The organism is Plantactinospora sp. B24E8 (assembly GCF_039871735.1).
Classification (GTDB): Bacteria; Actinomycetota; Actinomycetes; order Mycobacteriales; family Micromonosporaceae; genus Plantactinospora.
The window spans coordinates 22,385-42,266 of sequence record NZ_JBDPMH010000048.1 but is presented as its reverse complement, the minus strand read 5'-3'; the positions used below and the strand labels follow the sequence as shown (position 1 = coordinate 42,266).

The 19,882-nt window shown below is 72.0% G+C and carries 18 protein-coding genes, 1 tRNA gene and 1 pseudogene; 8 read left to right on the top strand and 12 right to left on the bottom strand.

The genetic code is table 11. The features are described 5' to 3' along the window. Window positions 1-170: 170 nt before the first annotated feature. Window positions 171-797 (top strand): hypothetical protein, encoded by a 627-nt coding sequence (locus tag ABGB21_RS34850; RefSeq protein WP_347681432.1) that lies wholly within the window; start codon window positions 171-173, stop codon window positions 795-797. Here the strand turns inward: ABGB21_RS34850 and ABGB21_RS34845 are convergent. Further along, a tRNA-Leu gene (locus ABGB21_RS34845) sits at window positions 779-862 on the bottom strand. The genes ABGB21_RS34850 and ABGB21_RS34845 overlap by 19 nt on opposite strands. A 322-nt stretch (window positions 863-1,184) precedes the next feature. Between ABGB21_RS34845 and ABGB21_RS34840 the strand changes: the two genes are divergently transcribed. The 4 genes and pseudogenes from ABGB21_RS34840 (at window position 1,185) to ABGB21_RS34825 (ending at window position 3,631) form a co-directional block, all read left to right on the top strand. After that, complete coding sequence (locus tag ABGB21_RS34840; protein ID WP_347681430.1) at window positions 1,185-1,652, top strand: LLM class flavin-dependent oxidoreductase; 468 nt, start codon at window positions 1,185-1,187, stop codon at window positions 1,650-1,652. After that, window positions 1,628-1,987 carry a hypothetical protein gene (locus tag ABGB21_RS34835; RefSeq protein ID WP_347681428.1) on the top strand — a complete coding sequence of 120 codons (360 nt, stop codon included), beginning with the start codon at window positions 1,628-1,630 and terminating at the stop codon, window positions 1,985-1,987. The genes ABGB21_RS34840 and ABGB21_RS34835 overlap by 25 nt, the downstream gene beginning before the upstream one ends. 9 nt (window positions 1,988-1,996) lie before the next feature. Then, window positions 1,997-3,033: pseudogene (locus ABGB21_RS34830) on the top strand (aldo/keto reductase). 115 nt (window positions 3,034-3,148) lie between these two features. Then, entirely contained in the window at window positions 3,149-3,631 is a 483-nt protein-coding gene (locus tag ABGB21_RS34825; protein WP_347681426.1) for an NAD(P)H-dependent oxidoreductase, read from the top strand. 156 nt (window positions 3,632-3,787) lie between these two features. Here ABGB21_RS34825 and ABGB21_RS34820 read toward each other — a convergent pair whose 3' ends face one another. The 7 genes from ABGB21_RS34820 to ABGB21_RS34790 are packed head-to-tail and all read right to left on the bottom strand — an operon-like array spanning window position 3,788 to window position 11,650. Beyond that, window positions 3,788-4,978 carry a low temperature requirement protein A gene (locus ABGB21_RS34820; protein ID WP_347681424.1) on the bottom strand — a complete coding sequence of 397 codons (1,191 nt, stop codon included), beginning with the start codon at window positions 4,976-4,978 and terminating at the stop codon, window positions 3,788-3,790. Window positions 4,979-5,032: 54 nt separating this feature from the next. Beyond that, window positions 5,033-6,244 (bottom strand): endonuclease/exonuclease/phosphatase family protein, encoded by a 1,212-nt coding sequence (locus ABGB21_RS34815; protein ID WP_347657950.1) that lies wholly within the window; start codon window positions 6,242-6,244, stop codon window positions 5,033-5,035. Continuing rightward, a complete protein-coding gene (locus ABGB21_RS34810) occupies window positions 6,241-7,287 on the bottom strand; it encodes a glycosyltransferase family A protein (RefSeq protein ID WP_347681422.1) in 1,047 nt (348 codons plus the stop codon). The genes ABGB21_RS34815 and ABGB21_RS34810 overlap by 4 nt, the downstream gene beginning before the upstream one ends. Continuing rightward, window positions 7,284-8,297 (bottom strand): glycosyltransferase family 2 protein, encoded by a 1,014-nt coding sequence (locus ABGB21_RS34805; RefSeq protein WP_347681420.1) that lies wholly within the window; start codon window positions 8,295-8,297, stop codon window positions 7,284-7,286. Before ABGB21_RS34805 ends, ABGB21_RS34810 begins: the two co-directional genes overlap by 4 nt. Next, on the bottom strand, window positions 8,294-9,298 hold the full coding sequence (locus ABGB21_RS34800; RefSeq protein ID WP_347681418.1) for a UbiA prenyltransferase family protein: 1,005 nt from the start codon (window positions 9,296-9,298) through the stop codon (window positions 8,294-8,296). The genes ABGB21_RS34805 and ABGB21_RS34800 overlap by 4 nt, the downstream gene beginning before the upstream one ends. A gap of 10 nt (window positions 9,299-9,308) precedes the next feature. Continuing rightward, a complete protein-coding gene (locus ABGB21_RS34795) occupies window positions 9,309-10,346 on the bottom strand; it encodes an NAD-dependent epimerase/dehydratase family protein (protein WP_347681416.1) in 1,038 nt (345 codons plus the stop codon). Beyond that, window positions 10,340-11,650 (bottom strand): aspartate aminotransferase family protein, encoded by a 1,311-nt coding sequence (locus ABGB21_RS34790; protein WP_347657986.1) that lies wholly within the window; start codon window positions 11,648-11,650, stop codon window positions 10,340-10,342. Before ABGB21_RS34790 ends, ABGB21_RS34795 begins: the two co-directional genes overlap by 7 nt. 279 nt (window positions 11,651-11,929) lie before the next feature. Between ABGB21_RS34790 and ABGB21_RS34785 the strand changes: the two genes are divergently transcribed. The 3 genes from ABGB21_RS34785 to ABGB21_RS34775 all read left to right on the top strand — a co-directional run bounded on the left by ABGB21_RS34785 (window position 11,930) and on the right by ABGB21_RS34775 (window position 14,553). Next, window positions 11,930-12,931 carry a glycosyltransferase gene (locus ABGB21_RS34785; RefSeq protein WP_347657955.1) on the top strand — a complete coding sequence of 334 codons (1,002 nt, stop codon included), beginning with the start codon at window positions 11,930-11,932 and terminating at the stop codon, window positions 12,929-12,931. A gap of 183 nt (window positions 12,932-13,114) precedes the next feature. Then, a complete protein-coding gene (locus ABGB21_RS34780) occupies window positions 13,115-13,645 on the top strand; it encodes a polysaccharide deacetylase family protein (protein WP_347681436.1) in 531 nt (176 codons plus the stop codon). A gap of 74 nt (window positions 13,646-13,719) precedes the next feature. Then, window positions 13,720-14,553 carry an AfsR/SARP family transcriptional regulator gene (locus tag ABGB21_RS34775; RefSeq protein ID WP_347657957.1) on the top strand — a complete coding sequence of 278 codons (834 nt, stop codon included), beginning with the start codon at window positions 13,720-13,722 and terminating at the stop codon, window positions 14,551-14,553. Here the strand turns inward: ABGB21_RS34775 and ABGB21_RS34770 are convergent. The 4 genes from ABGB21_RS34770 to ABGB21_RS34755 all read right to left on the bottom strand — a co-directional run bounded on the left by ABGB21_RS34770 (window position 14,513) and on the right by ABGB21_RS34755 (window position 19,855). Then, window positions 14,513-15,178: a class I SAM-dependent methyltransferase gene (locus ABGB21_RS34770; RefSeq protein WP_347681414.1), complete on the bottom strand. Its 666-nt coding sequence runs from the start codon at window positions 15,176-15,178 to the stop codon at window positions 14,513-14,515. The two genes, ABGB21_RS34775 and ABGB21_RS34770, sit on opposite strands and share 41 nt — an antisense overlap. Before the next feature lie 33 nt (window positions 15,179-15,211). Continuing rightward, window positions 15,212-16,267, bottom strand: a complete 1,056-nt coding sequence (locus ABGB21_RS34765) for a lysylphosphatidylglycerol synthase domain-containing protein (RefSeq protein ID WP_347657959.1) — start codon at window positions 16,265-16,267, stop codon at window positions 15,212-15,214. Further along, window positions 16,264-18,624 carry a glycosyltransferase 87 family protein gene (locus tag ABGB21_RS34760; RefSeq protein ID WP_347657960.1) on the bottom strand — a complete coding sequence of 787 codons (2,361 nt, stop codon included), beginning with the start codon at window positions 18,622-18,624 and terminating at the stop codon, window positions 16,264-16,266. The genes ABGB21_RS34765 and ABGB21_RS34760 overlap by 4 nt, the downstream gene beginning before the upstream one ends. A gap of 76 nt (window positions 18,625-18,700) precedes the next feature. Then, complete coding sequence (locus ABGB21_RS34755; protein WP_347681412.1) at window positions 18,701-19,855, bottom strand: acetate kinase; 1,155 nt, start codon at window positions 19,853-19,855, stop codon at window positions 18,701-18,703. Window positions 19,856-19,882: the final 27 nt, after the last annotated feature.

Below are 19,882 nucleotides of genomic sequence, written 5' to 3'. Positions count from 1 at the left end.
ACGCGAAACCGTTCGTCTGGACCGCGACCCCCAGCGAGATCCTGGCCAAGGTCCGCTGGGTCCACACCGAGGTCCGCAAACTCCTCACCAACAACGACAAGTAAACGATCTCAATTACGCGACACTACGTCCTTCGCGGACTCATGCTCTGCGGACTGTGCGGACGCAAGATGCAGAGCCACCAGGCACATGAGGCCGCTTACTATCGGTGCCGGTACCCCAACGAGTACGCCCTCGCCAACCACGTCCAGCACCCCCGCAACGTCTATGTCGCGGAACGAGACATCGTCCCCGCCCTCGACAACTGGCTCCTCAAGGCGTTCGCCCCGCACCGGCTGACCGATACGATCCGCCGGCTCCACGCCGCCCAACCCGAGGCCGGACCCGGCGCCGGCGTCGCGCCGGAGATCGCCGCCGTGAACAAGATCATCGCTGCGTGCGACGCCAAACTCGTCCAGTACCGGGCCATCGCGGACGCCGGAGGCGATCCCGCCACCGTCGCCGCCTGGATGGCCGAGGTCAACGCCCAACGCGCAGCCGCCCTCGCCCGACGCGACAAAGCAGCACGAGAACCGGCTCCCCGTCGCCTCGCCGAGGACGACATCCGACGCCTCGTCGGCAGCTTCGAGGACATCCGCAACACCCTGCGAGACGCCGACAGTAAAGACAAAAGCAATGTCTACCGCGAGCTACGGCTCGCCCTCACCTACGACCCCGGTAAAAACAAAATCAGCGTCGAGGCGAAGCCCGACGCTGATTACTGTGGGGTAACTGTACGTGTCCGAGGGGGGACTTGAACCCCCACGCCCTATACGGGCACTAGCACCTCAAGCTAGCGCGTCTGCCATTCCGCCACCCGGACTTGCTCCGCAACCCTACCTGATCGACCGGTTGATGATCTCACCCGGTCGGCGCCTGCAGGGCCGCACGGGGGACTACTGTACACGGCTCCCTGGGATCGCGCACGGCGGCCACCGCCGGGCGCGTGGCATGCCGTCGGGGCGGCGCGGCAGGCGCCGCCGGACTCACGCGGACGTGGCGACCGGGGCCGTCCGGCGGATACCGACTCCCGGGCGGGAAGCCCGTCGCCGGATGTCCGTCGGACGGGTCGTCGCCGCCGGAGAACCGTGCAGGGGGCGGATGTTAATAGGTGGTTGACTGACCGTTCTGTTATTCCTACGGGCGTGCCGCGACATATCCGTGACCGCCGCTACGGAGGACGGTTCTTCCGGGTCGCCGGCGCGCTCAACGTGCCCCGGTCGCCGCAGGGGCATCCGCTGCTGGTCCAGGCCGGCTCGTCGGAGGACGGCAAGGAACTCGCCGCCCGCTACGCCGAAGCGGTCTTCACCGCCCAGCAGACCCTGGTCGAGGCGCAGGCGTTCTACACCGACCTGAAGGCCCGGACCGCGGCGGTCGGCCGGGACCCGGACGGGATCAAGATCCTGCCCGGGGTCGTGCCGGTGCTCGGCGCGACCGAGGCGCAGGCCCGGGCGCTCGAGGACGAGCTGGAACGGCTGATCAGACCGGAGTACGCCCTCCGTCAGCCACCACCCTCGGCGTGCCGCCGGACGTCCTGCAGCTCGATCGGGAACTGCCGGCGGAGCTGCCCGACGAGGACCAGATCGAGGTGGCGAAGAGCCGGCGCACCCTGATCGTCGACCTGGCCCGCCGGGAGCGGCTGACCGTCCGTCAGCTGATGGGCCGGCTCGGTGGCGGGCGCGGACACCGTACCTTCGCCGGCACCCCGGAACCGGTGGCCGACGCCATCGAGGAGTGGTGGAACCTGGGTGCCGCCGACGGGTTCAACATCATGCCGCCGGTGCTGCCCTCCGGGTTGGTCGCGTTCGTCGACCACGTGGTGCCGATTCTGCAGCCCCGCGGCCTGTTCTGCACCGAATACACCGGTACGACCCTGCGCGACTACTACGGCCTGCCCCGGCCGGCCAACCAGTCCAGGTCCACCGCCGCCGTGCCGGCCGTCCACTAGGGAGACGACATGACCGACCTCCGACCGTTCGGTCGTACCGGGGTCCTGCTCAGTCCGCTGACCCTGGGTGCGATGAACTTCGGCCGGCGGGGCAACCCGGACCACGAGGACTGTCTCCGGATCATCCACCGCGCCCTCGACGAGGGCGTCACCGCGATCGACACCGCCGACGTCTACTCCCAGGGTGAGTCGGAGGAGATCGTCGGCAAGGCCCTCGACGGCGGCCGGCGCGACGAGGTGTTCCTGGCCACCAAGTTCCATGGCCAGATCGGGGACAGCCCGCATCACCGGGGCAACTCGCGCCGCTGGATCGTCCGGGAGGTGGAGCAGAGCCTGCGCCGGCTGCGCACTGACTGGATCGACCTCTACCAGGTGCACCGGCCGGAGCCGGAAACCGACTTCGACGAGACCCTCGGCGCCCTCAGCGACCTGGTGCACCAGGGCAAGATCCGCTATATCGGCACCTCCACCTTCGAGCCGTCGGCGATCGTGGAGGGGCAGTGGATCGCCGAGCGTCGGGGCAGGGAGCGGGTGGTCAGCGAGCAGCCGCCGTACTCGATCCTGGCCCGGGGGATCGAGCGGGAGGTGCTGCCGTGGCCCAGCGTCACGGCCTGGCGGTCATCCCGTGGAGTCCGCTGGCCGGCGGCTGGCTGGCCGGCGGCTACCACCGGGACCTGGCCGGACCGATCTCCCGGCGGGCGGAACGCTTCCCGGCCCGGTTCGACCCCCGGCTGCCGGAGAACCGGCGCAAGCTCGAGGCGGTGCAGGAACTGGCCACGCTCGTCGCCGACGCCGGGCTGTCGCTGATCCACCTGGCCATCGCCTTTGTCCTGGAACATCCGGCGGTCACCTCGGCGATCATCGGTCCCCGCACGGTGGAACAGTTGGAGTCCCAGCTCGGTGCGGTCAAGGTCAGGCTGTCCCGGGACGTGCTGGACCGGATCGACCAGATCGTGCCGCCCGGCACCACCCTCAACCCGGCGGACGCGGGATACCAGCCACCCTCGCTGACTGACCCGGCGCGGCGGCGGAGGACGGCCCGGTGACCACCCGTCGGAGTACCGGCGAGGCGCCCGAGCCGTCGGAGTACCGGCGGCGTGGGAGCCCGGACACCGTCACCCGGGCGGAGGCAACGTGGGCGGAGAAGGCGGGGAGCTGACAATGAGCGGGGTCGTGGTTCTCTCCGGCAACCCGCGGGCCGGGTCGCGGACCCGTACCCTGGCCGTCCGGGTGGGCGCGGACATCGCCCACCGGGACGGCGCCGCGCCGCCGACCGTGGTCGACCTCGCGGAGTACGGGGCGCAACTGCTCGTCCACGACGACGTTCGGGTGGCCGGCGGGTTGGCGACTGTCCGGTCCGCCCGGGTGCTGGTGGTCGGCACGCCGACCTACAAGGGCAGCTACACCGGTCTGTTGAAGGTGTTCGTGGACCGGTTGCCGCACCAGGGTCTCGCCGGGGTGGTCGGCGTCCCGGTCACCGTGGGGGCCACCGCGCAGCAGGCCGCGCAGTCGGAACGGCACCTGCGGGGGCTGCTCGCCGAACTCGGCGCCGAGGTGCGTCCGGGGCTGGCGGTGACCGAGCCGTCGGCCGGTGACCCGGAGGTCTCCGTCGGCTACGTGGCCGCCCTGGCCGGCCGCGTCTGAACGAGGTCCTTCGGGCTGGGGACGGCGCTGGAGCCGCCCCGGCCCGGGGACGTACGCCGCACTGGCCGGCAGCCACACCGAGGTTGCCGACCCCGGGCACCACCGGCGGGATCCCGTTCGAGGTCGATCCCGGTCCGGCACCCACCGGACAGGTCCTCAGTTCGGCGGCATCGCGAGTTCGACGGTGACGACGGCCAGCAGTACGACCACCACCACACCGGTCACCGCCAGCGCCGGCAGCGAGACCAGCGCGGGGCCGGCGGCGACCAGCAGGCCGGCGCCGATCAGTCGCGGCTGGGTGACCCGGGCGAAGGCCCGTCGGCCCAGGATGGCGTGCCCGACCAGGAAGAGCGCCGGTCCGCCGACGATGACCGTGACCCAGGCTGCCGGCGCCGGACGGGTCGGATCTTTGATCATCAGTTCGTTCGCCACGGTGATCATGACGACTCCGGCCACCATCACCAGGTGGGCGAAGCCGGCCGGCCTGGTTTCGCCGGACGGCCGGCCGGAGAAGGGGGGACCGAGGCGTTCCCGGGTGCGGTGGAAGTAGATCCAGTACAGCAGCACGCTCGTCACGAACGCCACCGTGAAGGCGACACCCCGGACCGGACTCAGGTCGCTCTCGTGGAACGTCCGGCCGGTCGCGGCGATCGTCTCACCGAGGGCGATGATGGTGAACTGCCGGTACCGTTCCGCGATGTGCCGGCCGGCCAGGTTCCACTCCACGGACCTGGCGCGACCGAGCCCGGGTACCGGCCAACCGGCGAAGGCGGCGACGTAGTCGACCAGGATCGCCACCCCCCAGAGCACCAGTCGCGCCTCCTCCTCGACCAGCATCCCCGCCAGCCAGAACACCGCCGAGAAGGCGAACCAGAGGAAGCCACGCAGCGGACGACGGCCCAACGGCTGCCTCCGTAGCGCGATGGCGCCGGAACCGCTGCGGAGCAGGTTGATCGCGACGTAGGTGACCGCGAACATGTGCGCCCGGTCCTCGAACGCCTCGGGTATCGCCGTCGACAGCAGCAACGCGGCGAACGTCGAGGCCATGACCAGGAACTGCAGCGGCAGTCGCTGCGAGTCCATGGTGTCGGTGAGCAGGTTGGTGTACGCCCACACCCACCAGACGGCCAGCAGCAGGATCAGCGCCTGGTACGCCCCGAGCCAGGTGAGGTCGTCGGCGAGGCTACGGGCCAGCCGGAAGAAGATGAAGATGTAGACCAGGTCGAAGAAGAGTTCGACGTATGTGGTCCGCCTCAGCCGCTTCGAACCGGCGACCGGGACGTCATCGTCGACCACCATCCGCCCGTCCCGTTCGCCGGCCCACACTCCCCGGCTCAGTCGTACCACCGGGGTGACGGCGGGAGCGGCTGTTTCGACGATCCCGGGACCGGGACCGTCGGCTCAGCGCAGCGATACCACCAGGTGCTGGCCGCGGTGGTCGGAGGCGCCCCGGGTGCTCTCACCGAACCGGTAGGAGTGCACCCGTACCCCGGACGAGACCAGCGCCCAGTCGAGCCGCCACCAGCGCGGCCAGCCCGGCGTGTCGGACCAGGTCGCCGGGGTGAGCGAGCGTGACGCGTAGCCGGCGTCGCGCAGCCCGTCGGGCAGCTTCGCCAGGTCACCCATGGCCGGGCTGGTGTTCAGGTCACCGGCGACCAGCACCGGGTGCGGGTTCGTCGGCACGTCCCGGGCCAGCGCCCGCCACTGCGGCTCCCGTTGGGCGTGCTGCTCCCGGATGACCCGGTAGAACTCCGCACCGAACGGGCTGTGGTCGGGGGAGAGCTGCACCGGCAGGTGCAGGTTGTACGTCGACAGCACCCGACCCGCCCCCACGTCCAGGTCGGTCCGGAGCACCTTGTACCGCCACTGCTCACCCGCCCCGGCCACGACCGGCGGCAGGTCCGACGCCTCCAGCGGCAGCCGGCGCAGTATCGGGAAGCGGGAGAGGGTGACCAGTTCACCGACGACCACGAGGTGGAAGTCGGGAAACTCGGCACGCAACCGGTCCAGGGCGGCCGCGGTCGGTCCCGGCGTCTGGGCGTACCAGTACTCCTGCAGCAGGTAGACGTCCGCGTCCGCGTCGCGCAGCACCCGGTACATCGACTCGGTCTGCCCGCCCTCGTCCCAGTAGCCGGTGTTCCAGGTGAAAACCCGGACCGCGTCCGGCGGCGCCGGACCGTCCCCGCCGGCGAACGCCCGGACGTTGACCCCGGAGCGGTCCGCGCCGAGCAGCAGCGCGGCCACCGCGAGCAGCGCGACCGGCCACCGCGACCGCCGGCAGGGCGCGGCGCCGACCGCCAGCGTCACCGGCACCGCCAGGAAGGCGAGGGGTGGGATCGCGTCGACCGCCAGCCAGAGCCACCACTGCCCGCTGAGCGCCAGGTGCGCGACGGTGAAGCCGAGCCAGAGTGCGGCGGCGCCGACCAGGGCGGTGTAGAGCCACCACCGCCAGCCGCGCCGCCTCGCCCCGCCCCGCCCGCCGGCCCGCCGGGGCCCGCCGTCCGGCCCGCCGGCACCCCGGCGCCAACGCCGCCGTCCGGCTCCGCGCGCCTTGAGGGCCCCGGTGTCCGGGGGTGCCGGGGCGCCGGTGACGGACGGGGGGAAGACGGTCACGCCGTCCCCCGCAGCGGCGGGTGGTCGACCGGGAAGGAGGCGTCGTAGAGCCGGCGGAAGGTGCCCGAGGCGAGCCACTGCAGGGCGCCGGTGGCCACCCCGGCGGTGATCGTCACGTTGACCAGGAAGTGCAGGCCGGCGAAGAAGACCAGGAACGGTACGCCGTGCCGGCGGCGGACGAACGCGTACATGCCGGCGTCACACGCCAGGGAGACGCCGAGCAGGGAGGCCGGCAGCAGCACCCCCCACGGGCCGAGCAGCAGCGGCGCGGCCAGCGCCGGCAGTACCCCGAACGCGGCGAGGCTGCCCCAGGCCCGGGACGCGGTCTCGAAGCCCTGCCCGAACCGGCGGGCTCGGGCGTAGAGCGGGATTCGCAGCCGCCCCCGGTGGAACAGTTTGCGCAGCAGGCCGCGCAGCTCGTGGTCGTGGTCGTGCCGGCCGCGTACCCGGGAGGTGAGCACCAGCCGGTAGCGCCGGGTCAACCGGTAGCCGTAGTCGACCTCCTCGGTGTGCCGCAGCGCCGGGTTGAACGGGCCGACCTCCTCGAAGACGGTCCGCCGGATCAGGCACACGGCGGGGAAGAGGAACGACACGTCGCCCTCCGCGCTGATCGACCAGTAGTGGTACTGCAGGCCACGGTACCGGGCCACCGCCGTGTCGTGCAGCAGCGGCTCGGGGTCCTCGATCCCGCAGACCGCGCCGATGGCCGGGTCGCCGACCAGCAGCTGCACCGCGTTGGCGACCGCGTCGGGGGCGAGCACCAGATCGGAGTCGACGTAGCAGAGCAGCTCCCCGGCGCTGCGCGCGGCACCGATGTTGCGGGCCCGTCCGCAGCCGCCGTTGACACCGGTGCTCACCACCCGTACGCCGAGGGCCTCGGCGACCGCGACCGACCCGTCGGTGCTGCAGTCGTCCACCAGCAGGATCTCGAGGTTCGGGTACGTCTGGTCGAGGATCGAGCGCAGGCACAGGTCCAGCGACTCGGCGTAGTTGTAGTTCGGCACGATCACGGAGACGAGCGGCCGACCGGGGTCCGGGGTCATCGGGTCGCCACCTCGGTCCGGTCGTAGAGGCCACGAAACCGCCGGGAGGTCAGCCAGGCGAACACCCCGCAGAGCGCCGCGACGGCGATCACCAGGTTCAGGAAGAGGTGCATGGCGGCGAAGTAGCCGAGGAAGAACGGCCCCCGTTCCCGGGCCACGAACCGGTACATCGGCAGGTCGCCGAGGAGGAACGCGACCAGGGCGGCGAGCGGCACCAGCAGCAGGGCCGCCCCGAACAGCACCGGCAGGGCCAGGGTCAGGACGGCCAGCAGGGCGGCGACACTGACCCAGGCCCGGGGACCGCTGCGCAGTCCGCCGGGGAACTCCGGCTTGTTGGCGTACATCGGGATGTGCAGCGCGGTCCGGGTGAAGACCTTGCGGACCAGCACGGTGAGCTCGTGGTCGTGGTCGTGCACGCCGCGGACCCGGGGCGAGAGCCAGATCTGGTACCGCTGGGCGAGTCGCAGCCCGTAGTCGGCGTTCTCGGTCTCCCGCAGCTTCGGGTTGAACGGCCCGATCTCGGTGAAGACCCGGGCCGGGACGGCGAGCAGCGCGGTGTAGAGGGTCATGATCCGCCCCTCGTCGGCGATCAGCCAGTACGACTGCTGCAGGCAGCGGTACTCCTCCAGCAGGCTGTCCCGGACCAGTGGCACCGGGTCGTAGTTGCCGCAGACCGCGCCGATCGCCGGGTCGGCGCCGAGCAGTTCGACCGCGTTCGCGACCGCGTCCGGCTTCGCGGCCACGTCCGAGTCGATGAAGAACAGGATCTCGCCGGCGGCGTGCGCCGCGCCGAGGTTGCGGGCCGCCGCCGGTCCGGAGTTGACCGGGGTACGTAGCACCCGCGCGCCGTACGACTCGGCGACCGTGACCGAGTTGTCGGTGCTGCAGTCGTCCACCACCAGCAGTTCCAGGTTCGGGTACGTCTGCCGGCGGATCGACTCCAGGCAGAGGCCGAGGGCCCGGCCGTAGTTGTAGTTCGGCACGATGACCGACACGAGTGGTGAGTTCATCTGTCCATCCAGGTCATCAGGTTCGGATAACGGGCCCCGACCTGGGCCACGGTCAGGGCGGCCCCGCAGAGGACCGCGCTGGTCACGATCATGCGGTCTCGCAGGACGGCCCGGATCGGGTCGCCGCCGGCCCCGCCGACCAGCACGGTCTGCAGGTAGCGGAAGGCGGCGAGCAGCCCGAGCGGGACCACGACCGCGAGTGCGGTCGGCCGGTGTTCCCCGAGCGGGGCGTCGGTGTGCAGGTAGAGCAGGAAACTGATGCTGGCCAGCGCGGCGGTCATGCTGAGCAGGTGGTCGGCCAACTGCACGGTGTACCCGGCCAGCGCGGGCCGGTGCGGGACGCCGGCCAGGGTCAGCTCGTGTCGCCGCTTGCCCAGGATCAGCACCAGGCAGCCGCTGAAGACGGCGGTCAGCAGCAGGCCGGAGGCGGTCGCCCCGGTGGCCGCGTAGCCCTGCAGCACCCGGAGCACAAAACCGGCGGCGATCACACAGATGTCCAGCAGCGGAAGGTGTTTGAGCCACCGGCTGTACGCGACACAGAGTCCGAGGTAGCCGGCGAGTGGCCACCAGTCGAGGTCGGGCGCGGCGAGCAGCACGGTCAGCAGCGCACCGGCCAATCCGGCGGCGAACAGTGCGGCGACCGGGACGCTGATTAGCCCGGCGGCGATCGGGCGACGACGTTTTTCCGGGTGTGCCCGGTCGAGCCGCCGGTCCACGATGTCGTTGAGCACGTAGATCATCGAGGCGCCGAGGGTGAAGGCCAGCACCGCCCAACCGGTCCGCGTCACCGCGGCGGCCGTCCACTGCGGGGTGTCGGCCAGCGCCAGCGGCACCGCCAGCAGGTTCTTGACCGCGTGTCCGGGGCGCGCCAGCGCGGCCAGGTGACGGGCCAGTCGGACCGCGCGTCGGACCGGGCCGGCGCGCCGACGCCCCGGCCCGTCGATCCGGCCGGTCATGGCCGGTACGGTCCGGTCGACCGTGCTCTCCACGGCGGTCACCATCGGCCTCCGCTCAGAAGAAGATTTTGGCGAGCGAGAGCACGCCCTGCCGCCACGGGTCCCGACTGGTCCGCCCGCCGGTGGGCCCGCCGCGGGTGCCGGTGGTCGACGCCGCGGTCCGTTCGGCCCGCCACCATTCGTACGTGCGCAGGATCGCGTCCTGGTTGGAGAACTTCGGGGTGAACCCGAGCCGTTCCCGGGCCTTGTCCACGCTGACGTACGAGTCGTGCCGCAGCTTGTGCAGCAGCCGGCCGTAGACCGGTGAGAGCCGGGCCTTCTCGGCCAGGCTGAGTACCGCCAGTGCCGGGCCGGCGGGCAGCCCGACCACCCGTCTGCCGTGCCCGGCGGCGTCCAGCACCGTCTGGAAGTCCTCGCGCAGCGTGCCGAACCGTTCCGCGCCGAGGTTGTAGGTGTCGAGCGCCACCTCGTCCGGGGCGGCCAGCACGGTCAGCACCGCGTCCACCAGGTCGTCGACGGCGAACATCTGGATCCGGACGTCGCCGGCGCCGAGCACCGGGAAGTGCCGGCCCTCCTCGGCCCACTCGAAGAGCATGGCGAACAGCCCCATCCGACCGGGGCCGAGGAAGGTCTTGGGGCGCAGCACCGCCACCGGCAGTCCGTCGGCCCGGTGCCGTTCGACGAGTTCCTCGGCGGCGGCCTTGGCCGCGCTGTAGGTGTCGACCGGTTCCCGGGGGTGTTCCTCCGGGGTCGGTACCTGCCGGGGCAGCCCGTAGACCGCGGTCGAGGAGATGTGCACCACCCGGCCCACCCGGGCCCGCCGGGCGGCGGCGAGCACGGTGCGGGTGCCGTCCACGATGATCGACCGGATCTCGGCGGCGGGATAGCTGGGCAGCGCCGCCGCGCAGTGCAGCAGCACGTCCGCCCCGTCGGTGGCCCGGGCCATCACCTCCGGGTCGCGGATGTCGCCGACCTCGGTGACTCCCGGCTCGGCCCGCAGGTCGACCCCGCGTACCTCGTGCCCGTCGGCGCGGAGCCGGTCGGCCAGCCGGGAGCCGAGCATGCCGGCGGCGCCGGTCACGGTGATCACCACAGCGAGCCCACCTTCTGCGCGACGAACCGGGTGACCAGCCGGGTGAGGCCGTGGCCGAGCACCTCGCCGAGCGCGTCGGTGGCCCGCTGCACGTCCGCCGGGTCGGTGACCAGGGACGGGCCGATGATCAGCGGGTTGCGGCCGTTGAGGGTGTAGTACGTGTAGATGTCGTGGTCCTGGTAGAGCGCGTTGATCACCGCGCAGGTCACCAGCTTCGCCTTGAACCTCGGGTCCCGGGCCATCCCGGCTGGGGCGAGCCGGGCCACCAGGTCGAGGATCCGGGGCCCGCCGTCGATCTGCACGCCCCAGAGCGCGCCGGCCCCGGCGACCCGGCCCACCGCGTCCGGGAACTCCTTGGCCAGCCGTTCCAGCGCCGGTTGCAGCACCCGTTCCAGTTCCCGGGCCCGGCCCGGGTAGTCGTCCTCCACCACGATGTTGATCGCCTCGAGCGCGGTGACACACTCCTCGCCCATCCCGTAGTACGTGGTGCTGGTGCTCTGCAGCAGCGCGTCGGTCAGGTTGTCGTACGCCTTGCGGAACACCCGTTCCCGGGCGACGAATGCAGAAATCGATGACTTTCCGCCCCCGAAGGACTTGGATGTGGTAAGGACGTCCGGCACCAGGCCCGGATAGCGCATGAAGTAGAACAGGCTGCCGGTCTTACCCCAGCCCGTGTAGATCTCGTCGAAGATGAGCACGATGTCGTGCCGGTCGCACAACTCGCGTACGCCCCGGAGAAAACCTTCGTCGCACCACTGAATGGTGGAGGCGCTGAACGGTTCGACGATGAGCGCGTACACGTCGTCCGGGTGTGCCGCGATCGCCGCCTCGACGGAATCCAGATCGCCGTAGGTGAACGGGACGATGCCGGGAATGGTAGGAAATTCGAACTGGGGTTGTCCGGTCAGGCCACCCGAGCCCAGGAGTTTCCCGTGGAATCCGCGGTCCGCCCGGAGGATGGTCCGCCGGCGTCCACCGTGGTACTTGAAGGCCAGCTTCACCGCCCCCTCGACCGCCTCGGCACCCGAGTTGGGCAGGAAGGACATCGACAGGTCGGCGGGGAGCAGTTGGGCCAGGTTGTGACCGAGCGCCGCCAGATAGGGCGAGAAGTACGTCTTGTGCACCTCCATCCGGCGCTGTCGCGCGAACCGCTCCCGGACGGCGAGGATGCGGGGATGGTTGTGGCCGTGGTTGAGGACGCCGACCCCGCCGGTGAGGTCGAGGATTCGACGGCCGTCGCGCAACACCAGGTAAGCGCCTTCCGCGTGGTCGACCAATTCCCGGCCGAAGCCGAACGAGGTCATGAGGGCGACCTGGCTCGCGTTGACGTAACGGCGATAGAGGTCGTGCACCTCCCGGGCGGTGAGGCGCTCGCAATCCTCCAGACTGACCAGATTGGGCATGCCGTGGACGCTATCGATTGGTACGGGATGTTCTCTGGATCGACGCTGTACGCAACCTTGACTACGTAAGGCAACGCTTGCCAGTGGACAACGGGGTGGATAACTTGGGTCGCATCAGAGCTGGATCTCCATGCGTCAATGCCTGAGTTGGCGCCGAATTTTCTTCTTGGGGTGCTCAACATGTCACCGACGGTGTCGGTCATCATCCCGGTGCACAACGGTGCCAGAACACTGCGGGCCTGCCTGGAGGCCGTCTACGCGCAGCGACACCCGGTCACCGAGGTGATCGTCGTCGACGACGCCAGCACCGACGGGACCCGGGAGATCGCCGCCGAGTTCCCCTGCCGACTGCTGGTCACCGACCACAACACCGGGCCGGCCGCCACCCGCAACCGGGGAATCCGGGCCAGCGGCGGCGACCTGCTGTTCTTCCTCGACTCCGACTGCGCGCCCGAGCCGGACGCGCTCGGCAACGCCGTCGCCGTCCTGCGTCAGCACGCCGACGTCGCCTGCGTGCACGGGATCTACTCGCTGCGGCCGCTCTTCGACGACGGCCCGGTCGAGGCGTACCGGCTGCTGCACGGCCACCACTGGCGGCTGCGTAACGTCGGCCGGGTCCGGACCACCCTCTTCGCGATCTGTCTCATCCGCCGCGAGGTCTTCGACCGGGTCGGTCTCTTCGACGAGAACCTGCGCGCCTCCGAGGACGTCGAGCTCGGCGACCGGATGGGGGACCGGTACGCGACCGTACTGACCGACACGGTGGTCTGCCGGCACGACGACGACGATCGGCTCGGGCCACTGCTGCGCAAACAGTTCAGCCGCTCCCAGTTGCTGATTCCGGTGGCCCTGGCGGAACGCGGCCCGGCCGGGTTGCGGGCCAACAGTCCCCTGGGACTGCTCGCCGCCGCACTGCTGCCGGCGACCCTGCCGCTGGTCCTGCTCACCCCCGGGCTGCTGCTGGTGCCACTCGGCCTGCTCGGGCTCTTCGTGCTCGCCGACCCGGGCCTGCTGCGGTTCGTGGCCCGGCACCGGGGAGCGGGCTTCGTACCCTTCTTCTACGGGTTGCACCTGCTGGTGCAGTGGGCGGTGGTGGCTGGCGCGGTCGTCGGCGGGGTACGCCACCTGACCGACCGGAACTTCGGCCCGACCCGCCCGGTCGACACCCCGGCGAAGTCATGAACGGCGCACCCGACCCGGACCACACCCCCTGGTCGTACCTCTCCGCCCAACTCCTGCACCACCTCCTCTTCGCGGTACGCGGCCAGCAGTTCCTCCGCAGCCAGGCCGGGCTCGGCGGTCGACGGTGGCCGGTCTTCGGCGTACCGGGGCACAGTGTGGCGCTGACCGTGGACGACGGACCGGATCCGCAGTGGACTCCCCGGGTCCTGGACCTGCTCGGCGACCCGGATCACGGCCACCTTCTTTCTGATCGGCGCCCGGGTCCGGGAACATCCCGACCTGGCCCGGCGGATCCGGGCCGAGGGGCACCGGCTGGGCAACCACTCGATGTGGCATCCGCAGCCGTTCGCCGCGCTCTCCCCGGCCCGGGTACGCGCCGAGATCGTCGAGACCCAGCGGACCGTCGAGGAGGTGACCGGGGTGGTACCCCGGCTGTTCCGCGCCCCGGGCGGCAACTGGTCGCCGAAGGTGCTCCGGGCGACCGGCGACCTCGGCCTGCTGCCGGTCGACTGGACGGTCAACCCCAGCGACTGGCGCAGCCCCGGAACCGACCGGATCACCCGACGGCTGTCCCGCAGCCGAGCGGGTCACGTACTGCTCTGCCACGACGGCGGCGGTGACCGCTCGCAGACCGTCGCCGCCCTGGCGACGGTGCTTCCCCGGCTGCTGGACCGGGGCCTGCGGTTCGTCGTCCCCGGCGGCGACGGCGACTGAGCGGATGACGGGGTCAGCTGTGGAAGGTACGCGAAGCCGGGCAACGCCGCCCGAATGTTCTGGGGGGAAGCGCTATGGCGAACGATGACCTGAAGATCCTGCTGCTCGGCCCGATCCGGGCCACCCGTGGTGACACCGCCCTCTATCTGGGCACGCCGCGGCAACGTGAGGTGCTCGCGGTGCTGGCCCTGCGCAGCGGGCTGGTGTTGTCGGTGCCGCAGATCGTGGACGCGATCTGGAGCGGCCGTCGCCCGGACTCGGTGGAGAACATGGTGCACACCTACATCGGCCGACTGCGCCGGGCCCTCGAACGGCCGCCCGCAGCGCCCGCGCACCCACGCCGGTCCCGACCGCCGGCCCTGCCCCGGGTGCTGCGGTCGACCCGCCCCGGCTACACCCTGGACATTCCGGCCGAGGCGGTCGACAGCATGCTGTTCGAGCGGGACGTGCGGGTGGCCCGGGCCGCCCGCGCCCAGGGTGACCTGCCGCGCGCACTGCACTTCTTCCAGCAGGGGCTGGCCCGCTGGTCCGGTCTGGCCCTGCAGGAGGCGGCCGGCCCGCTGGCCGAGGCGGAACGGATCCGTCTGGCCGAGCTGCGGCAGGACGTGGTCGAGGAGACCACCGGGGTACGACTGCTGCTCGGCGACGTGGAGAACCTGGTCGCCGAACTGCGCTGGATGCTCGCCGCCCAGCCGATGCGGGAACGGCTCTGGGAGCTGCTGCTGATCGTCCTCGGCCAGACCTCCCGCCGGGCCGAGGCGCTCACCGCCTTCGAGGACGCTCGGATGACCCTGACCGAGCGGCTCGGGGTCGAGCCGGGGCACCGGTTGCAGGACCTGCACCGCCGGCTGCTGCGCAGCGAACCGGTCACCGTCTGCCCGTGGTGGGAACGTCGGGTTCCGGTCTGACCGCGCTCGGGACCGGCCCGGTCAGGACGAAGAACGCGCCGGCCGGGCCGTCGTCGAGCCGGACCGGCAGCTCCGCGACGAGCGGCAGCCCACAGCCGCGGATGACCTCGACGAAGGCGGCGGCCCGGGCCACGTCGTAGATCTGCACCACGATCCGGCCCCGGTCGGTGAGCATCGTCGGCAGTCGACGCAGCAGCGCCGCCGACTCGGCCGGGGACAGGTAGTAGATGACCTCGCGGAGCAGGATCGCGTCGTACCGCCGCGCGCTCCGGTAGCTGCGGATGTCGGCGACCTCGAACGAGGTGTTCGGCCGGCCGAGGGCCCGGGCGGTCTCGATCGCCCGCTGGCTGAGGTCGACGCCGTGGTAGTGCCGGTAGCGGCCGGCGTCCAGCGGCAGGTTGGCGCTGGTACCGCAGCCCAGGTCGAGGATCGCCGGCTGCCGGGCCCAGGTCTCGATCAGGGACAGCGGCATCGCGCCGTCGGACATCTCGTCCAGGTACCGCCAGAGCCCGAGGGCGTACTGCACGTTCCACAGGGCCGCGTGCAGCCGGCGGTGGGGACGGATCAGCACCCGGACCGGAAAGCTGGTCAGCCGGGCCACCGTACGGAAGAGCGTGTTCGCCATGACGTCACCGACCTCCTCTGGTCGATCGTGGTTTCACCCGGCCGGGGCCGGGTCGGTTCCGGGACGGCGGGACCGGCGCCGGTGCAGGTACTGCGCCACGGCCAGCCCACCCGCACCGACCAGGACCTCACTGAGCGCGCAGACCAGCCGGCTGGCCAGCACCACCGGGGTGGCGACCGAGGCCGGTAGCACGGTGGCCAGCCCGACCAGCAGCACCGCCTCCCGTACCCCGAGGCCGTCCGGGGCGACCACGACCAGCAGCCCGGCGACGGTGGCGGCGGCGAAGCCGGCGACACAGACCAGGTAGGAGCGGGCCGGCGGCGCCCCGGCGGTGACCGCGAGCAGCCACAGGTGGTGCCCGCTGACCAGCCAGGAGAGCGACTGGGTGGTGATCGCCCGGCGGATCCCGACCCGCGACGCGGTGACCGACGGCGGTGACCGCCGCAGCAGCCGGGCAAGTCCGGCGAGCAGCCGGTTGAGCAACTCGGGTCGGGTGAAGAGGACGACCAGCGGCACCACGGCCAGCCCCAGCCAGCCGGTGGCGCCGCCGAGCAGCGCCGGACCGGCCGCCAGCGCGACAGTCATCCCGGTGAGCGCGACGACCGCCCAGCTGAGCAGGAAGACACCGGCCAGCCGGACCGGCCCGACCTCGATCTCCCGACCCATCCGAAGCAGCACCGGCAGGGCGACGAACCGGCCCGGGACGAACTTGGCCAGGAACCCGACGAAGAAGAGCCGGGCGGCGGTCCACCGGCCGACCGGCGCACCGAGATCGACGAACAGGGCGTACCAGGAGACGACGCCGAGCAGCAGCCCGGTCGCGTTGATCAGCAGGGCGCCGACCAGCACCACGGCGACGTGCGGCGGATCCAGCCGGGCGGTCAGGTCGCGGACCGGCGTCCAGTCCTGGCCCCGGACGAACAGCACCAGCCCGACCGCCAACGCGACCACGAAGACGACCGCGATGACCTGGTTGACCAGCCGCCACCAGTCCCGCCGCGCCGGCCCGGCGGCCGGGACAGGTTCGGCCGACGCTGCCGGCCCGGCGGCCGGGACCGGTTCGGCGGCCGCCCGGGTCGGGCCGGTCACCGGTGGTCTCCCGGGGACGCCGGCTGGGCCTCGGCCGACCGGAGCCGGACGGTCGCCGCCCGAGCCACCCCGACCAGCAGCCCGACGAACTCGGTCAGGTGGGTGAGCCAGCGCAGCACCGTCGCGTACAGCAGGAAGAGCGGCCCCCGGCGACGCAGCGCGAACCACAGCAGCGTCCGGTCGGCGACCAGGAAGACGGCGAACAGGCCGAGCGGCACCGACCACAGCCAACGACCCGCCACGACCAGCGGCAGGGCGCCCACCGCCAGCACGCTGCCGGCCATCCCGACCAGGGACTCCACGTCGATCCGGTGCGGCGGGCGTCGCTCCGCCGCCGGCCGCGGGTTGGCCGGCGGCGCCCACCGGGCCAGCACCACCGCGCCGGCGTAGGTCCGGGCCCGCCGGAACAGTTCCGACAGGTACGGCCACAGCCGGTCCACGTCGTCGTGCCGCCCGACCATCTCGGCGCTCGTCCGGATCGTGTACGACGCCGGCAGGCGGGTGCCGAACTCGACGTCCTCGGCGTCCCGCAGGCCCTCGTCGAAACCGCCGACGGTGTCGAAGACGGCCCGGGGGACCGCGGTCAGCGCGAACATCGTCGTCGAGGTCTCCCCGGCGGCGCGCCGCCGCCAGAAGTGCTCGAAGAGCGTCTTGTACGCCTCGACCGGGCCGTCCGGAAACAACGGGTGCAGGTCGTAGATGCCCTGCACCACCCCGCAGTCGGGATGCTCCCGCAACACCCGCAGCGCGTTGGCGAGGGCGTCCGGGGCCAGCGCGATGTCCGAGTCGACGAAGAACAGCACCTCGCCGGTGGCCCGCGCCGCACCGGCGTTGCGGGCCGCGGAGACTCCCCGGTTGGTGTCGAACGGCACCAGGAGGCAGGGAAATCCGGCCACGATCTCCCGGGACCGGTCGGTGCTGGCGTCGTCGACCACGATCACCTCGACCGGCGTCACGGTCTGCGCGTGGACGGCGGCCAGACACGCGGCCAGCGTCTTCTCCTTGTTGTAGTTCGGCACGATCACCGACACGGGTACGACGGGTACCTCCGGAACCGGCGCGGCGGCGGAACGGGAATCGGTTCTCGGTGGCATCGGTGTCTCCCCGACGGGTCGGTTCGGCGGCCCGGGACGGGCCGTCCCGGGTGGCGGCGGTGCGCCGCGCGCCGCTCGTCGGCGCAGCCGCAGCGGAAGGCCGCCGAGCAGGGCCAGGCCAAGCAGGACGTAGAGGTTGGTGTACCCGAGGTCCCAGACCGGACCCGGCGGGTCGTGCCCGACGGCCCAGCCGGTGCTCAGCACCAGACCGGACCAGAGCAGGCCGGCCAGCACGTACCCCCGCCGGTCGCCGGAGCGCCACGCGCCGACGACGACCAGCACCAGCACCGGCACCCACCAGACCCAGTGGTGGTGCCAGGAGACCGGGGAGACCAGCAGGCCGGTCGTCGCGCAGGCCAGGACACCGAGCAGCTCCTCGCCGGCCCGGGCGCACCGGACGGCCACCGCGATACCCGCCACCGCGACCAGCAGGACCGGCAGCCAGCCGTACCACGGGTCGGTGGAGCCGGAGAGCCGGACCAGGGCGCCGGTGAGCGACTGGTTGAGTACCGTCCGGGGATCCTCGGTGACCCGGGAGGCGTCGAGCAGGGTGCCGCCCCAGAACCGTACCGAGTCCGCCGGCCGCCAGAGAAAACCGAGCGCGACGGTGCCGAGGAAGCCGCCCACCGCCGTCCCGGCCATCCGGAGCCGGCCGGTGGCGACCAGGTACACCACGAAGATGAGCGGGGTCAGCTTGATTCCGGCGGCGACCCCGACCGCCAGCCCCGCCGTGCGTCGACGCGGGCCACCGGTCAGGTCGAACAGCACCGCCACCATCAGGAACAGGCCCACCTGCCCGACCTGCAGATGCCCGGCGACCGGGAACGTCGGCAGCGCGGCGATCCCGGCCAGCAGCGTCGGCACGGTACGTCGCCGTGCCGGCACCCCGGCCGCCCGTAGTGTCACCGCGATCGTGGCGAGCAGGGCGAGCACCGAGCCGAGGGTCCACACCGCCACCGCGACCGGCAGGTCGACGTACCGCAGGGGTTGGAACAGCAGTGCGGCGAACGGTGGATAGGTGAACCCGAGCGCGACCCCGTCGACGCCCCGGAAGGTCACGTCGTACAGCCCGCCGTGCCCGGCCGCCGCGGCGGCCGCCCCGGTCCGGTAGACCGCGAGATCACCCCAGAACCGGCCGGTGACCAGGTGTACGACCAGCGCGGCGGCGGCGACCGACAGGGCGAGGGCGAGGACACCGGTACTCCCGGCCAACCGACCGAACCGGGGTGTTGTCGGAACCGTCACCGTAACCGGCGGCGCCATCACCGGCCTCCCTCCCGTCGCCAGGCGGGCAGACCGTAGCAATCGACCTACCGCTATTTTCTGGACGACGGCTGGATCACCCAGCGTCGCCGACCAGCACCCCCCGGACCTGTTCGGCGATCTCCCGTTCCTCGTCGGTCGGCACCACGGAGACCGTGACCGGGGCGTCGGGCGGGGAGATGACCGGCGCGGAGCCGCGGTTGCGTTCCGGGTCGACGGTGATGCCCAACCCGGTCAGCCCGGCCAGCGCGCCGGCCCGGACGTCGGGGGAGTGCTCACCGACCCCGCCGGTGAAGGTGATCGCGTCGAGCCGGCCGAGCACCGCCAGGTAGGCGCCGACGTACTCGGTGATCCGCCGGCAGTAGACGTCGAAGGCGAGGCCCGCCGCCGGGTCGCCGGCCGCACGGCGGCGCAGTACGGCCCGCATGTCGTTGTCGCCGGCCAACCCGCGCAGCCCACTCCGCTGGTTGAGCAGCTCGTCGATCTCGTCCACCGACAGCCCACCGACCCGGTGCAGGTGGAACAGCACCGCCGGGTCCAGGTCGCCGCTGCGGGTCCCCATCACCAGTCCGGCGAGTGGGGAGAGGCCCATCGAGGTTGCCACGCTGCGCCCACCGGAAACGGCGCAGGCGCTCGCCCCGTTTCCCAGGTGCAGGGTGATCAGGTTCAGCCGTTCCGGCGGCCGGTCCAGCAACTCCGCCGTCCGCCGCGAGACGTACGCGTGCGAGGTGCCGTGGAAGCCGTACCGACGGATCCCCAGCCGGGCCGCCAGCTCGGCGTCGAGCGCGTACGCGCGGGCGGCCGGCGGCATCGTGGCGTGGAACGCGGTGTCGAAGACCGCGACCTGCGGCACGTCCGGCAGCAGTTGCCGGGCCACCGCGATCCCGGTCAGGTTGGCGGGATTGTGCAGCGGCGCCAGCGGTACCAGCCGGTGGATGGCGGCGACCACGGTGTCGTCGAGCAGCGTCGGCGCGGTGAACTCGGTGCCGCCGTGCACCACCCGGTGGCCGACCGCGGCCAGCCCGGTCAGGTCGACCCGGCCGAGGACGTGCCGCAGCGCCGCCGCGTGGTCCGGGGCGTCGCCGCCGGGCTCGCCGATCCGTTCCACCAGCCCCTGGTCCAGCGTTTCGGGGGCGTCGCCGACCAGGCGGTACCCGGCGGTTTCGCCGACCCGGGCGAAGAGCCGGTACTTCAGCGACGAGGAACCGCTGTTCAACACGAGAATCCTCACCGGATGACGTCCTCTCCGACGGCCGGC

Excerpts from the sequence above, each read along its gene's own strand:
- ABGB21_RS34785 (WP_347657955.1), top strand. The coding sequence starts at position 11,930 with ATGTCACCGACGGTGTCGGTCATCATCCCGGTGCACAACGGTGCCAGA.
- ABGB21_RS34760 (WP_347657960.1), bottom strand. The coding sequence starts at position 18,624 with ATGGCGCCGCCGGTTACGGTGACGGTTCCGACAACACCCCGGTTCGGT.
- ABGB21_RS34810 (WP_347681422.1), bottom strand. The coding sequence starts at position 7,287 with ATGACCCCGGACCCCGGTCGGCCGCTCGTCTCCGTGATCGTGCCGAAC.
- ABGB21_RS34805 (WP_347681420.1), bottom strand. The coding sequence starts at position 8,297 with ATGAACTCACCACTCGTGTCGGTCATCGTGCCGAACTACAACTACGGC.
- ABGB21_RS34775 (WP_347657957.1), top strand. The coding sequence starts at position 13,720 with ATGGCGAACGATGACCTGAAGATCCTGCTGCTCGGCCCGATCCGGGCC.
- ABGB21_RS34825 (WP_347681426.1), top strand. The coding sequence starts at position 3,149 with ATGAGCGGGGTCGTGGTTCTCTCCGGCAACCCGCGGGCCGGGTCGCGG.
- ABGB21_RS34790 (WP_347657986.1), bottom strand. The coding sequence starts at position 11,650 with ATGACCTCGTTCGGCTTCGGCCGGGAATTGGTCGACCACGCGGAAGGC.
- ABGB21_RS34770 (WP_347681414.1), bottom strand. The coding sequence starts at position 15,178 with ATGGCGAACACGCTCTTCCGTACGGTGGCCCGGCTGACCAGCTTTCCG.
- ABGB21_RS34850 (WP_347681432.1), top strand. The coding sequence starts at position 171 with ATGCAGAGCCACCAGGCACATGAGGCCGCTTACTATCGGTGCCGGTAC.
- ABGB21_RS34800 (WP_347681418.1), bottom strand. The coding sequence starts at position 9,298 with ATGGTGACCGCCGTGGAGAGCACGGTCGACCGGACCGTACCGGCCATG.